Raw genomic sequence first — 14,638 nt, 5'->3', positions numbered from 1 at the left:
GCCCGCCCGCGCCCGCGCTACCTTGCCGAAGGCGGTGCGACACGAGGAGGTCATCATGGCCACGGTCAGCGTGCGTTACATCGTGAACGATGTCGACGAGGCGATCGCGTTCTACTGCGGAATGCTCGGCTTCCACGAAGACATGCACCCCGCCCCCACGTTCGCCATGCTCTCCGCGGGTGATCTCCGCCTGGTGTTGAGCGCGCCGGGCGGCGGACCCGGCGGCGGCCAAGCGATGCCAGACGGCTCCGTGCCGGCCCCTGGCGGTTGGAACCGCTTCTCTCTCGAGGTCGCCGACCTGGCAGCCCTCGTGGCCGACCTGCGAGCGAAGGGCGCACGGTTCCGCAACGAGATCGTGACCGGCGTGGGCGGCAAGCAGATCCTCGTCGAAGATCCCTCGGGCAACCCCGTGGAGCTGTTCGAGCCGACCCGACCGGAAGCCAAGCTCGGGTCGTGAGGTACCCGCGGGTGACGGGGCCAGGAGTGGGCGTGACAGGACTTGAACCTGTGACCTCTCGCGTGTGAGGCGAGCGCTCTGACCAACTGAGCTACACGCCCTGGGACGACGAACGCTACCGCAAGCGGGAAGCCACCCGGAACCGGGATCGAGCCGTCATCGCAGGTTCGAGCCAACGACGTCGCAGCGGACCGGCTCGTGGCTGAACCGCTCGAAGCGGACGGGATCGAACAGCACCGGTTCGGGCGAACCGGCGGCACGGGGGGCCAGCACCGGCGCGGTCCGCACGACCCGTGCCGGGCCACGCACGTGGTGGAGGCCCCGCAGCACCGCACCGGGGTGGCCGCCGGCCAGCGCGGCAAGGTCGTCGCCCGGATAGGTGTGGACCGTGACCCGCGCCACCTTCAGGGTCCCCCGGGCCCGGCCCGGGGCGATCACCGGTTCGCGGTTGCGCTCGAGGAACAGCGGCTGGGGTGCCATCCAAGGGACCACCGGGCCCCGCCCGCGGCCTCGCACGACGAGGTCGCGCTCCTCCCACACCAGCTCGCGCGATTCTTCGCGGGCGAGCCACCGCAACGTGCCCACTGCGCAAGGCAGGCCCCAGTGTGCGCGAAGTGCGTTGCGGACCTCGCCGCGGTCGACCACCACCAACGTGCGGCACCAACCGAAGTGACCGCCGATCCTCGCCGGCAGCGCCACGGCCAGTTCGAGGAACGGCCCGACCGTCGAGTCGGTGTAGCGCAGCGCGGTGACCATGGCGGGCCCAGGAGCGCGGGTCATGCCCTCGGGCAGCGGCCAGGTGAGGCTGCGGGCGCGGGCGAACGCGACGAGGCCCTCTCCGACCAGCTCCCATCGGTCCGCCAAACCCGACATCTCGCGTCAGCTCAGCGGAGCGCGCTCGTCAAAGGCGATGACCCGCTCGAGCACGGCGAGCATGCGCAGCACCACCGCGTCGCCGTGTTGGGGCCCGATCACCTGGAGACCGACGGGAACGCCCGACTCGGTGCGGCCGACGGGCACGGTGCCGGCCGGCGAGCGTGTCAGGTTGAACGGGTACGTGAACGCCACCCAGCTCGGGGTGACTTGGCCGTTGATCGTGCCCTCGCTCCCCGGCGCGCCCGGCTGCCCTGCCACCGTCGGCGCGAGCAGCAGCGGCGCCTGGTGGAACAGCTCGACCAGGCGCAAGTTCAACACGTGCGCGACCCGAGTGGCGTCGATGACGTCAGCGGCCGTGGCGTGCGATTCGCACATCTCCATCAGAGCGACATGGCCCGGATCGAGTTGCTCCCACCGGCCGTCGTCACGCAGCGAGCGCAAAGCCGCGAGGCTGCCGATCATGGCGAGGTTCAACCACGGCATGACCGGGTCCTCGTCGAACACGACCGGCACTTCGATGATCTCGGTGCCTTCGGCAGCCAGCTTGTCGACCGCGGCCTGGCACAACTCGGCGACTTCGCGGTCGACCGTGCCGTAACCCAACGTGGGCGACCACAGCGCCCGACGAGGCGTGTGCAAGGTGGCGACGGCGTCGACCCACGACTGTTCGGGCATCGGCAGCGAACGGAGGTCGGTCGGATCGGGACCGATGACCGCGTCGAGCACGAGCGCGAGGTCTTCGGCGCGCTGCACCGCCACGCCCTTGGTCGACAGGTCCGCCCAGCTCGTCGGCGTCGGGCCTCCCCCCGGAACGCGGCCGATCGAGGGTTTGAGCCCGACCAGGCCGTTGACTGCTGAGGGGATCCGGATCGAGCCGCCGCCGTCGCTCGCCGTGCACAGCGGGACCATGCCGGCCGCAACGGCCGCCGCGCTCCCGCCGCTCGACCCGCCGGCGGAGAAATCGGTGTTCCACGGGTTGCGGGTGGAGCCGAAGACGAGGTTGGTCGAGTCGGCCTTGTGACCGTGCTCAGGGGTGTTGGTCTTGCCGATGATGATGCAGCCCGACTGCCGCATGCGTTCCACCAGCACGGAGTCGGAAACGGCGACCGGGTCGTTGGCGTGCACCAGCGATCCATGGGTGGTGCGGAACCCCGCCGCGTCCTCCAGGTCCTTGACGCCGATCGGGATGCCGGCGAGCGGACCGACATCGTCACCCGCAGCTCGCCGCCGGTCGAGATCGTCGGCGTCGCGCAGCGCGAGATCGGCGTCGACGGCGACGAACGCGTTGATGGTGGGGTTCAACTCATCGATGCGCGCCAGCGCGGCTTCCGTGAGCTCGCGAGCGGACACGTCGCCGGACTGCACCCGGGACGCGAGCTCGCCAACGGTCTCGTTGCGGAAGTCGATGGTCATGCCGTGACGATACGCCTGGCGGCGAGCGGCTGCTCGGGGCGCGCAGCCTCGCCGCAGGGCTCCCGGGAGGTGCGTAGGGTGAGCGCCATGGCCGGCCGCGTTCCTTCCTGGTGGGGTTGGGGCTACGAGGACGCGGCGCTGACCACTGCACAGCGCGACAAGCTCGCCGCATCGGTCACGGGGCTGTTCGGCGACGGCCAGGCGACGCTCGAACCACATGACCCACCCGACCCTGCGACGCTCGGGCTCCGGCCACCTCGCGTGACCGCACCCGACGCGCTCGCCCACCTGTGCGCAGATGATCCCAACAGCCGCGCCGGCCACACGCACGGCAAGGCGTTCCGAGATGTGGTCCGCAACTTGGAGGGACGCCTAGCGCACCCACCGGACCTCGTGGCCCGGCCGACGACAGAAGCCGAAGTGGTCGACCTGCTCGACTGGTGCGCGGCTGACGGCATCGCGGCCATTCCCTACGGCGGCGGGTCATCGGTCGTCGGCGGCGTGGAGGCCGATGTCGGCGACGGCTACCGGGGCGCAGTGAGCATCGACCTCACCACGATGGACCGGGTGCTGGAGATCGACCGGACCAGTCGTGCTGCGAGGATCCAGGCGGGCACGCTGGGCCCTCACCTCGAAGACCAGCTCCGCCCTCACGACCTCACGTTGCGGCACTTCCCGCAGTCGTTCGAGCGATCGACCTTGGGGGGATGGCTCGCCACCCGCGCGGGGGGCCACTTCGCGACCGTGTACACGCACATCGACGACCTCACCGAGTCGTTACGCGTCGTCACCCCTTCGGGCATCAGTGAGTCGAGGCGCCTGCCCGGCTCAGGAGCGGGGCCGTCGCCGGACCGCATGTTCATCGGCTCCGAGGGCTCGCTCGGGATCATCACCGAGGCTTGGATGCGACTGCAGGACCGGCCCCGCTGGCGGGCCGGCACGTCGGTCACGTTCGCCGCGCTCGAGCGTGGTGTCGAGGCAGTTCGCTCGTTGGCGCAGGCCGCCTTGTTCCCGACGAACTGCCGGCTGCTCGACGGCACCGAGGCGGCGCTGTCGGCCGGCACCACCGGGGTCGGCGCGCTGCTGGTGCTCGGCTTCGAGTCGGCTGACCATCCCGTCGAACCAGCGATGACACGAGCCGTCGAACTGTGCCGCGACCACGGCGGGTTGCTGCCCGAGCCGGTCCGGTACTCCGACGCGGGCGCGCCTGGCGCGCCGCGCGAAGACGATGCCACGGCCAGCCGTGAGGGCGCCGCGGGCGAGTGGCGCAACAGCTTCCTGCGGGCGCCGTACACCCGCGACGCGCTGGCCTCGCTGGGACTCGTGGTCGACACGTTCGAGACCGCCATCACCTGGGACCGCTTCGGCGACCTCCACCAAGCGGTCATGTCCGCGACCGCCGCGGCCCTGCAGGACGTGTGCGGCGGGGGCGTCGTGTCGTGCCGCTTCACCCACGTCTATCCCGATGGTGCCGCGCCGTACTTCACCGTGTACGCGCCAGGGCGCTGGGGCTCGCTCGTCGACCAGTGGGACGACATCAAAGCGGCCGCCTCGGACGCGGTCCTCGCCGGTGGCGGCACGATCACCCACCACCACGCAGTCGGGCGCGACCACCGGCGCTGGTATGACGAGCAGCGCCCGGACCCCTTCGCTGCGGCGCTGCGGGCAGCGAAAGGTGCGCTCGACCCGACCGGTGTGTTGAATCCCGGTGTGTTGATCGATCCATTGCGCTGAGGCCCGACGGCTGACCCGGCCGATCGCCGCCCCTGCCTTGCGCCGACGGTGGGTCGGTCAGCTCCCGGTGACCAGCGCGGCCGCCACCCGTTCGAGCGCGGCCACACGGCTGCCCTTGACCAGGACCGCGTCGCCTTCGCGGATCGGACCGACGGCCTCGACGGCTTCGTCGACCGTGCCCACGTGGGTCGCGTCGGGGCCGTAGTCGGGTGCGCCGACCGCCACGAGACGGATGCCCAGCGTTGCCGCCCGCACCCCGATGCTGCGGTGGGCCTGTGCGGCGTCGGGACCGAGCTCGGCCATCACGCCGAGGACGGCGGTGCGCCGAGGACCGGGCAGTTCGGCGAGCGCATCGAGGGCGGCGGCCATCGAGGTGGGGTTGGCGTTGTAGGAGTCGTTGAGCACGGCTGCACCCGACGGAGTCCGCTCGAGCTGCATCCGCAGACCCGAGATGCCGGCGCGGCCGAGCGCCGACGCCACGGATTCGAGAGGTACGCCCGACGGGATCGCCGCGGCCGCCGCGGCCAGCGCGTTGGCCACCTGGTGCGCGCCGCGCACCGCGAGGACCACTGGCGCGCTCCCCCACGGCGTGCGCAAGGCGAAGCGCGCCCGGAGGCCGGCGTCGAGCTGGACGTCCTCGGCCACGACATCCGCGCCGCCGTGCACACCGAACGTGAGGACGTCGGCTTCGGTGCGCTTGGCCATGCCGGCCACCGCGTCCTGATCGGCGTTGAGCACGGCAAGCCCGCCGGCGGGGAGCGCCTCTACGAGCTCGCCTTTGGCCCTCGCCACCGCTTCGAGGTCGCCGAACATCTCCAAGTGCACGCCGTCGACCCGGGTCACGACACCAACGGTCGGCCGGGCGATCTCGCACAGCAGCGCGATGTGGCCCTCGCACCGGGCGCCCATCTCGACCACGACGGCCTCGGTGTCGGGGCGCGCACCGGACAGCGTGATGGGGAGCCCGAGCTCGTTGTTGAAGGATCGTTCGCTGGCGGCGGTGACCATCGTCGACGACAAGACGGCCGCCAGCAGGTCCTTGGTCGAGGTCTTGCCAACCGATCCGGTCACCCCGACGACGCGCTCCGGCAGCCGGTCGCGGGCCGCACGCCCGATGTCGAGCAACGCCGCCGACGTGTCGGAAACCTCGATCGCCGTTGCGTCGCCGGTGTCGCCGAGGTCGGACGCCGGGCGCGAGGTGAGCACCGCGGTGGCGCCGTTGGCGACCGCTGGGACCAAGAACTCGTGGCCGTCGCGGTCGGCGACGATCGGCACGAACAGCTGGCCCGCCTGCACGGTGCGGGAATCGATCGAGACGCCGTCCACCTCGGCAGATCGCCCGTGGACCCGCCCGCCCGTCGCCGACGCCAGCTCCTCGGTCGTGAACCGCACCCGCACAACGGTACCGCCGCACCTCCGGTCGGCCTTGCATGCCCGGCCGGCGCTGCGACCCTCCCTACACTTTCCCCATGCCTGAGCTCCCCCGCCGAGTCCGTCTCGTCGTGCTGTTCGGCGGGGTCTCGGCCGAGCACGAGGTGTCGTGCGTGACCGCCGCGCACGTCCTGGCCGCCGCCGATCGCGACCGCTACGACCTCGCTCCGATCGGCATCACGCGCGACGGCACGTGGGTGCGAGACGACGACGCGGCCGCGACGCTCGGGGAGGGCACGGCCGCGCTCCCCGACCGCCTCGAGCCGGCCGGAACCGATGTCGACCCGATCCCGGCGCTGCGCTCCCCCGACCCGGACCTGCCAGTGGTCGTGTTGCCGTTGCTGCACGGCCCGCACGGCGAGGACGGCACGGTACAAGGGCTCCTCGAGCTCGCCGACGTGCCGTACGTGGGCACCGGTGTCCTCGGCTCCGCCGTCGGCATGGACAAGGCGATGGCCAAGGTCGTGGCCGCCCAGGCTGGCCTTCCGCAGTGTCGCTGGATCGAGTACCGGGCAGGGGGCAGTCACGGGAACCCCGCCGACTTGGCCGTCCGAGCGGCCGCCGAGCTCGGGTTCCCGCTGTTCGTCAAACCGGCGAACCTCGGGTCGTCAGTGGGGATCAGCAAGGCGCACGACGCTGCGGAGCTCGCCACGGCCATCGACTCGGCGTTGAGCTACGACGAAGTCCTCGTCATCGAAGAAGCCGTCGCCGGGCGCGAGATCGAGGTCGGCGTGCTCGGTGACCTGGATCCGCAAGCGTCGGTGCCCGGTGAGATCGTGCCGGGCGCCGAGTTCTACGACTACGACGACAAGTACCTGCACGACCGCGCACAGCTGCGCATCCCGGCCGAGCTCCCGGACGCCGCGGCCGACGAAGTGCGCGCCCTCGCGGTCCGCGCCTTCGTCTCGTTGCGGGCAAGCGGCATGGCCCGCGTCGACTTCTTCTACGAAGCAGACGGGCGCGGCTGGCTGCTGAACGAGATCAACACGATCCCCGGCTTCACACCTCAGTCGATGTACCCCAAGCTGTGGGAAGCCACGGGCGTGCCGTACGCGGAGCTCATCGACCGCCTGGTCGGGCTCGCGCTCGCCCGCCACGAACGACGCTCCCACTTCTCGACCAAGCGCTGAGGTGGCCCGCGCGGGCGCGCCGACGAGTCACGCAGATCGGCCCGATCGAGTGGTGAGCTCGTCGATGAGGTCGGCGCGACGACGGCGCAGCCACGCCAGGTCGGGTGCGATGCCGAGCTGGCGCCGCAGCTCCGATTCCATTGCCAACGCGAGCACCCGTGCGCTCGCGGCCAGCACCGACCGGCGCACCGCAGCGCTCTCCTCTGCGACCGACCGTCCGCCACGTGCACGGCCACCAGCCGCAGGAGCCGGCCCGGCGAGGTAGGCGACGAGGTGCTCGAACACCGGCTCGACCCGCACCGCGAGTCGACCGGCGGCGGGGTCGCCCAGGCGCGCCACTTGCCACAACAGCGCCAGGACTTCGGGCCGGCGGCTCCCGAGCCGGAAGATCGTGTCGACCACCACGGTCACCCGGCCATCGGGATCGGCAGGACCTGCCGCGATGGCCTGATCGAACGCGTCGACGAGCTGGTTGACCACGCGGTCGACCACGGCGTCGAGCAGCGCATCCTTGGTGCGGTGGTAGTAGAGGATCGTCTGCTTGCGGATCCCGAGGTCGGCCGCGAGGTCGTCGAGCGAGGTGCCGTTGAAGCCTCTGGCCGCGAAGCTCGACAGCGCCGCGTCGAGCACCCGCTCCGCGGTGCTCGGCTCGTCGTTCGCCTCGCCGTTCGTTCGATCCACAGCCACCATCTCTACCAAATGGTAGAGGACGTGCTACCGTGCGCGCGGTGATGCCCCGATGACGGACCCCGACGCCGCACCTTCCGCCGTGGCCGCGCCGCTCTCGATCAACGGATCGCTGGCCGGCAAGCGCTTGTTCATCACGGGCGCCACCGGGTTCCTCGGAACCGCGCTCGTGGAGCGGCTGCTGCGCTCGGTGCCCGACTGCGAGATCGCGCTGTTGGTGCGACCCGGCCGGATGCGGACGGTCGACCAGCGGGCCAGACGCGAGATCTTCCGCAACGACTGCTTCGACCGCGCGCGCGACGAGGTGGGGGGTGCGAAGGCCTTCGACGAGTTGGTGGCACGCCGGGTGCAGGTCGTGGCCGGCGACGTCGGCAGCGACGGGCTCGGTCTCGACGACCGCGGCCGCGAGCTCTTGGCGAGCTGCGACATCGTCGTGCACTCGGCCGCCACCGTGTCGTTCGATGCGCCGCTCGACAGCGCGATCGAAGTCAACCTCCTCGGCCCTACGCGGATCGCCCAGACGCTCCATGACCTCGCCGTCGCGCCGCACCTCATCGCTGTCTCCACCTGTTACGTGGCTGGTAACCGGCGCGGCGCCGCGCCCGAGGCGATGGTCAACGCCAGCCCGTTCTGGGTCGACCTCGACTGGCGCAAGGAAGTCGATGCAGCCCGGCGCGTGCGGGCGGACCGCGAAGCCGCCAGCCGCACCCCCGACAAGCTCAAGGAGTTCATGGCCGAAGCTCGCCGCGAGCTGGGCGCGGCCGGGGCACCGTTGCTGGCCGACAAGAGCGAGCAGCTCCGCACGGCGTGGGTCCGCGCCGAGATGGTCGAGGCGGGAAGGGTCCGTGCGGCGTCGGTCGGCTGGCCCGACGCGTACGCGTACACCAAGGCGCTCGGCGAAGTTGCGCTGGCCGAGAACCGGGGCGACATCCCGGTCAGCACCGTCCGCCCATCGATCATCGAGTCGTCGTGGGCCGAGCCGCGGCCCGGCTGGATCCGCGGCTTCCGCATGGCCGAGCCGGTCATCGTCTCGTACGCCCGGGGACTGCTGAAGGAGTTCCCCGGCATTCCCGAGGGCGTGGTCGACGTGATCCCGGTCGATCTGGTGGTCGCCGCGATCATCGGCGTCGCGGCGAAAGGCCCCGAGCCCCAACTGCCGCACCCGTCGATCTACCAAGTGGCGTCGGGCACCGCGAACCCGCTCGGCTACCAGCGGCTGTTCGACCTGGTGCGCAACTGGTTCACCGAGAACCCCGTGTACGACAGCAACGGCCAACCGATCGTGGTCGGCGAGTGGAGCTTCCCGGGCCGCGGGCAGGTCCAAGCGCAGCTCCAGCGAGGCCACGACCTGATGGAGCGAGCCGAGAAGCTGCTCCATGCGCTGCCGTTGCGGGGTCGCCAAGCTGAATGGTCGGCGCGCATCGAGGAGCGCAAGGACCTCGCCGCACGAGCCCTGGCCTACGTCGAGCTGTACGGCGCGTACACCGAGTGCGAGGCGCTGTACGGCGTAGACCGGCTGCTCGGGTTGTGGGACCAGTTGCCGGCCGACGACCAGGCCGCGTTCTGCTTCGACCCACGGGTGATCGACTGGGACCACTACGCGCGTGAGATCCACTTGCCGTCGGTCGTGGAGCACTCGCGGGTGCGGACCACCGCCCACCGGGCGAAAGGCGAGAGCCGACCTGAGCGGTTGCGGCGCCAAGTGCTGTCCCCCGAGCGCCACCTGGCCGCGTTCGACCTCGAGAACACCTTGATCGCGTCGAACGTCGTCACCAGCTACGCGTGGTTGGCGAGCCGTCATCTCGACCCCGGTGACAAGCGGACGTTCGCGGCGAAGCTGATCGCCGATGCGCCCGGCTTGTTGAAGCTCGACCGGCGTGACCGCTCCGACTTCCTGCGCCACTTCTACCGTCGCTACGAGGACGCGCCGGTCGACCAGCTCGCCGTCGACTCGGTCGAACTGTTCAACCAGCTCATCCTCACCAAGGCCTTCCCGGCCGGCATCCGCCGCGTGCGCGAGCACCGGGCCCTGGGCCACCGCACCGTGCTGATCACCGGCGCACTCGACTTCGTGGTCGCCCCGTTGCGCCCGCTGTTCGACGACATCGTGTGCGCTCGGATGTCGACCGAGGAGCGCGACGGGGTGGAGCGCTACACCGGTCGGGTCACCGACGCGCCACCCACTGGCGAGAGCCGGGCGCAAGTGCTCTTCGACTACGCCGACGCCGAAGGGCTGTCGCTGCGAGAAGCAGTGGCCTACGCCGACTCCGCCAGCGACCTCCCCATGCTCGACGCAGTCGGGTTCCCCGTGGCCGTGAACCCCGAGACGCGGTTGTCCGCGATCGCCCGCAAGCGCGGGTGGTTGGTCGAGCAGTGGAGCCGTACGCCTGGCGGTCCGGCACCGGCGTTGCCGCTCGCCCGACGCGGCGAGCACGAGGCCGACGACTTTCTCAGCCGCCTCACGGCCGCCATCGGGACCCCGCTGCTCGAGAAGGCGGCCGGTCACACTCGACGCACGGCCCGCGCCGCACGATCGGGCGGCGGCAGCGCGCGCACCTCCGCCGCAGGGCGCCGGGCTCGAGGTGCGTCGTGAAGGCCCTGCAGTTCGAGCGCAAACCCGCCCGGTACGCGGCCGCACGAGCCGCCGGCTCGATCGTCCCGGGCCGCGGTGCGACCGCCGGCCCGTTGCGGTTGGCCACCGATCTCGACGTTCCCGCGCTCCCGAGCGAGGAGTGGGTGACCGTGCGCCCCCGTCTCGCAGGCATCTGTGGCAGCGACCTCGCCACGATCGACGGCAAGTCGTCGCCTTACTTCGAACCGATCGTCTCGTTCCCGTTCACGCCGGGCCACGAGGTGGTCGGCGACCTCGACGACGACTCCCGCGTGGTGCTGATCCCGGTGCTGACGTGCGAAGCCCGCGGGCTCACACCGGTCTGTGCCGCTTGCGCGGCGGACCGGGTCAACCACTGTGAGCGCCTCGCGTTCGGCCACCTCGATGCCGGCCTGCAGACCGGGTTCTGCGCGGAGACCGGCGGCGGCTGGGGCACCCGCCTGGTCGCCCACCCCTCCCAGGTTCTGTCAGTGCCCGACGATCTCACCGACGAGGCGGCGGTGATGATCGAGCCGACCGCGTGCGCCGTGCGGGCCGCGCGGGCCGTCGCCGAGACCGGTGCCCGTTCGGTGGCGGTGCTCGGTTCGGGCACGCTCGGGCTCCTCACCGTGGCGGCACTCCGCCACCGGGGCGACGTCGCCGGGCCGGTGGTGGTCACGGCCAAACACCCGCACCAGCGTCGCCTCGCCGGCGAGCTGGGCGCCGACCACACCGTGGCCCCTGGGGAGCTGGCCCGAACCGTCCGGTCGCTCACGGGATCGTTCGTGCTCGGGTCGTCCGACCCCGCCGCGGGCCAACTGACCAGTGGCGTCGACTGCGTGGCCGACTGCGTCGGGTCGGCCGATTCCGTTGCCCAGGCCCTGCAAGTCGTGGCGCCCGGGCGCGACGTCATCCTCGTCGGCATGCCGGGCCACATCGGCATCGACCTCACTCCGCTGTGGCACCGCGAGACCTCCTTGCGGGGTTGCTACGCGTACACCCGCGACGACTTCGTCACGGCCATCGACGTGGTCCGCGATGCCGACCTCGGCCGTCTCGTGTCGGCCACCTATCCCCTGTCCCGTTACCGCGACGCCATCGAACACGCGGCCAACGCCGGCCGGCGCGGCGCCGTGAAGGTCGCCTTCGACCTGCGTGCCGAAAAGGAGCGCCAACACCCATGACGCCCGTGCCCTCCATCTGCGACCCGCACTCCCAGTCCCAGTCCCGGTCCCACCCCGCCCCCGCTCCCCGTTGCCGGCGGGGGGTGCGCTGATGCCTCGCCCCGGATTCGTCCTCGAGGTCGACAAGTCGACGCCGCCGATCCTGTTCCACCACGGCGAGCAGTTCCGCCTCGAGAAGCTGCCCGCCGATCGCAGCCGGGTCATCTACCCCGGTGAACCCCACGAGGGCATCCGGGACCCCGACGCCGCGATCCGCCACGCCCTCGAGCATCCACTCGACTCCGAGCCGCTGTCGGCGTTGCTCCGCCCGGGCATGAAGCTCACGATCTGCTTCGACGACATCTCCCTCCCGCTGCCGCAGATGCGGGCGCCCGACATCCGCCAGCGGGTGATCGAGGCGGTCCTCGACGCGGCGGCCGCCGCGGGCGTCGACGACGTCCACCTGATCGCCGCGCTCGCGCTGCACCGTCGCATGACGGAGGCCGAACTGCGCCACGCAGTCGGCGACCGGGTGTACGACGCGTTCGCGCCCCGCGGCGCCCTGTACAACCACGACGCCGAGGACGCCGACAACCTCGCCTTCCTCGGCGAAACCGACCAGGGCGAGGAAGTCGAGATCAACCGTCGGGCCGCGGAAAGCGATCTCGTCGTATACGTCAACCTGAACTTGGTGGCGATGGACGGCGGCTGGAAGAGCACGGCCACCGGGCTGGCGAGCTACCGGAGCCTGCGCCACCACCACAACGTCCGCACCATGCAGCACAGCACCTCGTTCATGGATCGGCACAAGTCAGAGCTGCACCACTCGAACTGGCGCATGGGTGAAGTGCTCAAGCGCAACGGACCGAAGATCTTCCAGATCGAGACCACGGTCAACAACGACACGTTCGGCACCGACTCCCCCCTGTCGATGCTCCAGAAGCGTGAATGGGAGTGGACGTGGCGCGACCGCGCGACCTTCATGACCATGAAGGCCGGCCTCGACCGCATGCCGGCCAAGGCTGCCCGCAAGATCTTCCAGGGTTGGCGGGCGCCTTACGCGCTCACGTCGGTGCAAGCCGGCGACGTCGACGCGGTGCACGCTCGCACGCTCGAGCAGGTGTGGTCCGAGCAGTTGGTGCACGTCGAGGGTCAGACCGACGTGCTGACCATGGGGCTGCCCTACATCTGCCCGTACAACGTCAACTCGGTGATGAACCCGATCCTCGTGATGTGCCTCGGGCTCGGGTACTTCTTCAACATGTACCGGGGCAAGCCACTCGTGCGTCAGGGCGGGGTGTTGATCATGACCCACCCCACGCCCTGGGAGTTCCACCCGGTCCACCACCCGAGCTACATCGACTTCTTCGAGCAGGTCCTGGCCGAGACCACCGACCCGATCGAGATCGAGCAGCGGTTCGAGAAGAGCTACGCCGAAGACGAGTGGTACCGCCACCTGTACCGCACGAGCTACGCGTATCACGGGGTGCACCCGTTCTACATGTGGTACTGGGGCAGCCACGCCCTGCAGTACCTGAGCCAGGTGATCATCGTCGGCGGCGAGGCTCGGTCCGTGCGGCGCCTCGGGTTCCGGCCCGCCAGCACGCTGGCCGACGCGCTCGAGATGGCGAGCGACGTCGTGGGTCCGTCGCCGACCATCTCCCACTTCCACAACCCGCCCCTCGTGGTCGCCGAGGTCAGCTGATGGCCGACGAGCTGCGCCGTGGACGCCCGGCCGGTGCGTCTGCACCGCTCGACAAGCAGGTGGTCGACCGGGCCCGCACCGCGCTTGCTCTCTTGAGCGCCCGGAGCCGTCCGAGCCTGAGCCGGCTGGTCGGCCGTCTCGACTTCCCACTGCGCGCGCCGACCGTGCCCCTCGGGGTGGAGCCGCCCCCGAGCACGCGCAAGGTCGGTGGAGACTACGAGACCGAGTGGGCCCGCCGCCCAGCCGCCCGCGCCGCGCGCGCTGCGCTGCTCGAAGGCGTCACGCGTCCCGCCATGCGCGCCGTCGCCGACCCGGAAGTACGCGGCCTCGACCGGCTGCTCCACGTCGACGGACCGGTGATCTTCGCTGCCAACCACCACAGCCACCTCGACACCGCAATCCTGCTCAGCGCCTTGCCGTCGCGGTTCCGCCACAAGGCCTTCGTGGTGGCCGCTGCCGACTACTTCTTCGCCAACCGGGCCACCTCGGCCGCGTCGGCCTTGGCGCTGAACGCCATTCCGTTCGAGCGGGTCAAGATCGGCCGACGCTCCGCCGACCAGGCCGCCGAGCTGCTCGGCGACGGGTGGAACATGGTGATCTTCCCCGAGGGCGGTCGCAGCCCCGACGGATGGGGCCAGGAGTTCAAACCCGGCGCCGCCTACCTCGCCCAGCGGTGCGACGTGGCGGTGGTGCCGGTCCACCTGCTCGGCGTCGATCGGCTGTTGCCAAAAGGGGCCACCCGACTCAAGCGGGGCCAGACGGTGGTCACGTTCGGCGCGCCCTTGGAGCTCGCCGACGGCGAGGACTCGCGCCGCTTCAGCGTGCGCATCGAAGCCGCGGTGGCGGCCCTGGGTGACGAGGCGCGCACCGACTGGTGGACCGCCCGGCGCCGCGCGCACGACTCGTCGACCCCGGCGATGGCCGGGCCCGCCACCAGCTCGTGGCGACGCGCTTGGGAGCTCGGCGACCGCACCCCCCTCGGCCGCCCCGCCGACCGGGCCCCGTCGCGCACCTGGCCCGACCTCGACTGACCCTCCAGCTGTGAGCACTTGGCCACCTCCCAGGTGGCCAAGTGCTCACAGCACGAGGGGTATCAGCAGTGGGTGGCGACGTCCTGGAGGCGGTCGAGGATCGTGGTCGTCAGCGCGTCGGGCGGGTTGGGCTGGTTCAGCCCCTTCTTCTCGGAGGCCGTCAACGTCGGCCACACGGCATCGGCGGCACACGTCGCGTACGTCTCGTCGAGGCCACCGAACTGCTGGAGCTTGTCGACGAGGCCGTTCTTGGAGATCGGCGTGAGCTCGCCAGGCGCGACTGTGGACGTGGCCTGCGGATTCCGCGATGCGGGGATCGACTTCGAGCAGCCTGCCAGTGCACCGCCCGACACGAGGGCGAGCGTCATCATCGACGCCAGTCCCACCACCACGGCACGAATCCCCCGAACGGCACGCATCG

The 14,638-nt window shown here is 71.1% G+C and carries 12 protein-coding genes and 1 tRNA gene; 7 read left to right on the top strand and 6 right to left on the bottom strand.

What is annotated here, in order from left to right; genetic code table 11:
• The first annotated feature begins 55 nt into the window (after positions 1 to 55).
• Positions 56 to 457, top strand: a complete 402-nt coding sequence (locus VHA73_07380; GenBank protein ID HVX17838.1) for a VOC family protein — start codon at positions 56 to 58, stop codon at positions 455 to 457.
• A gap of 27 nt (positions 458 to 484) precedes the next feature.
• Here the strand turns inward: VHA73_07380 and VHA73_07375 are convergent.
• The 3 genes from VHA73_07375 to VHA73_07365 form a co-directional block, all read right to left on the bottom strand.
• Positions 485 to 558: transfer RNA gene (locus VHA73_07375), tRNA-Val, on the bottom strand.
• A gap of 55 nt (positions 559 to 613) precedes the next feature.
• On the bottom strand, positions 614 to 1,330 hold the full coding sequence (locus VHA73_07370; protein HVX17837.1) for a hypothetical protein: 717 nt from the start codon (positions 1,328 to 1,330) through the stop codon (positions 614 to 616).
• A 6-nt stretch (positions 1,331 to 1,336) separates the two neighbouring features.
• Entirely contained in the window at positions 1,337 to 2,746 is a 1,410-nt protein-coding gene (locus VHA73_07365) for an amidase family protein (GenBank protein ID HVX17836.1), read from the bottom strand.
• An 87-nt stretch (positions 2,747 to 2,833) separates the two neighbouring features.
• Between VHA73_07365 and VHA73_07360 the strand changes: the two genes are divergently transcribed.
• Positions 2,834 to 4,480 (top strand): FAD-binding oxidoreductase, encoded by a 1,647-nt coding sequence (locus tag VHA73_07360; protein HVX17835.1) that lies wholly within the window; start codon positions 2,834 to 2,836, stop codon positions 4,478 to 4,480.
• A gap of 57 nt (positions 4,481 to 4,537) precedes the next feature.
• Here the strand turns inward: VHA73_07360 and murF are convergent, their stop codons facing one another.
• The gene (gene murF, locus VHA73_07355) at positions 4,538 to 5,872 is read right to left on the bottom strand and encodes a UDP-N-acetylmuramoyl-tripeptide--D-alanyl-D-alanine ligase (protein ID HVX17834.1); all 1,335 of its coding nucleotides are present in this window, start codon (positions 5,870 to 5,872) and stop codon (positions 4,538 to 4,540) included.
• 77 nt (positions 5,873 to 5,949) lie between these two features.
• Here murF and VHA73_07350 point away from each other — a divergent pair, with 77 nt between their 5' ends.
• Positions 5,950 to 7,041 (top strand): D-alanine--D-alanine ligase family protein, encoded by a 1,092-nt coding sequence (locus tag VHA73_07350; protein ID HVX17833.1) that lies wholly within the window; start codon positions 5,950 to 5,952, stop codon positions 7,039 to 7,041.
• 27 nt (positions 7,042 to 7,068) lie between these two features.
• Here VHA73_07350 and VHA73_07345 read toward each other — a convergent pair whose 3' ends face one another.
• Complete coding sequence (locus tag VHA73_07345; GenBank protein ID HVX17832.1) at positions 7,069 to 7,728, bottom strand: TetR/AcrR family transcriptional regulator; 660 nt, start codon at positions 7,726 to 7,728, stop codon at positions 7,069 to 7,071.
• A gap of 52 nt (positions 7,729 to 7,780) precedes the next feature.
• Here VHA73_07345 and VHA73_07340 point away from each other — a divergent pair, with 52 nt between their 5' ends.
• From VHA73_07340 to VHA73_07325, 4 genes are all read left to right on the top strand, one after another.
• Positions 7,781 to 10,321 carry an HAD-IB family phosphatase gene (locus VHA73_07340; protein HVX17831.1) on the top strand — a complete coding sequence of 847 codons (2,541 nt, stop codon included), beginning with the start codon at positions 7,781 to 7,783 and terminating at the stop codon, positions 10,319 to 10,321.
• Positions 10,318 to 11,502: a zinc-binding dehydrogenase gene (locus tag VHA73_07335; GenBank protein ID HVX17830.1), complete on the top strand. Its 1,185-nt coding sequence runs from the start codon at positions 10,318 to 10,320 to the stop codon at positions 11,500 to 11,502. The genes VHA73_07340 and VHA73_07335 overlap by 4 nt, the downstream gene beginning before the upstream one ends.
• Before the next feature lie 91 nt (positions 11,503 to 11,593).
• Positions 11,594 to 13,186 (top strand): lactate racemase domain-containing protein, encoded by a 1,593-nt coding sequence (locus tag VHA73_07330; GenBank protein HVX17829.1) that lies wholly within the window; start codon positions 11,594 to 11,596, stop codon positions 13,184 to 13,186.
• Positions 13,186 to 14,217 carry a lysophospholipid acyltransferase family protein gene (locus VHA73_07325; protein ID HVX17828.1) on the top strand — a complete coding sequence of 344 codons (1,032 nt, stop codon included), beginning with the start codon at positions 13,186 to 13,188 and terminating at the stop codon, positions 14,215 to 14,217. The genes VHA73_07330 and VHA73_07325 overlap by 1 nt, the downstream gene beginning before the upstream one ends.
• 62 nt (positions 14,218 to 14,279) lie before the next feature.
• Here the strand turns inward: VHA73_07325 and VHA73_07320 are convergent, their stop codons facing one another.
• Positions 14,280 to 14,636, bottom strand: a complete 357-nt coding sequence (locus tag VHA73_07320; protein HVX17827.1) for a hypothetical protein — start codon at positions 14,634 to 14,636, stop codon at positions 14,280 to 14,282.
• Positions 14,637 to 14,638: the final 2 nt, after the last annotated feature.

Source organism: Acidimicrobiales bacterium, from assembly GCA_035547835.1.
Classification (GTDB): domain Bacteria; phylum Actinomycetota; class Acidimicrobiia; order Acidimicrobiales; family Iamiaceae; genus DASZTW01.
Note: the sequence above shows the minus strand (reverse complement) of the source record. Positions and strands in the feature narration are given on the sequence as shown.

What these genes read in the sequence shown, in the direction of transcription:
- VHA73_07380 (HVX17838.1), top strand. Translation starts at nt 56, where the DNA reads ATGGCCACGGTCAGCGTGCGTTACATCGTGAACGATGTCGACGAGGCG.
- VHA73_07370 (HVX17837.1), bottom strand. Translation starts at nt 1,330, where the DNA reads ATGTCGGGTTTGGCGGACCGATGGGAGCTGGTCGGAGAGGGCCTCGTC.
- VHA73_07365 (HVX17836.1), bottom strand. Translation starts at nt 2,746, where the DNA reads ATGACCATCGACTTCCGCAACGAGACCGTTGGCGAGCTCGCGTCCCGG.
- VHA73_07360 (HVX17835.1), top strand. Translation starts at nt 2,834, where the DNA reads ATGGCCGGCCGCGTTCCTTCCTGGTGGGGTTGGGGCTACGAGGACGCG.
- VHA73_07350 (HVX17833.1), top strand. Translation starts at nt 5,950, where the DNA reads ATGCCTGAGCTCCCCCGCCGAGTCCGTCTCGTCGTGCTGTTCGGCGGG.
- VHA73_07340 (HVX17831.1), top strand. Translation starts at nt 7,781, where the DNA reads ATGACGGACCCCGACGCCGCACCTTCCGCCGTGGCCGCGCCGCTCTCG.
- VHA73_07330 (HVX17829.1), top strand. Translation starts at nt 11,594, where the DNA reads ATGCCTCGCCCCGGATTCGTCCTCGAGGTCGACAAGTCGACGCCGCCG.
- VHA73_07325 (HVX17828.1), top strand. Translation starts at nt 13,186, where the DNA reads ATGGCCGACGAGCTGCGCCGTGGACGCCCGGCCGGTGCGTCTGCACCG.
- VHA73_07320 (HVX17827.1), bottom strand. Translation starts at nt 14,636, where the DNA reads ATGCGTGCCGTTCGGGGGATTCGTGCCGTGGTGGTGGGACTGGCGTCG.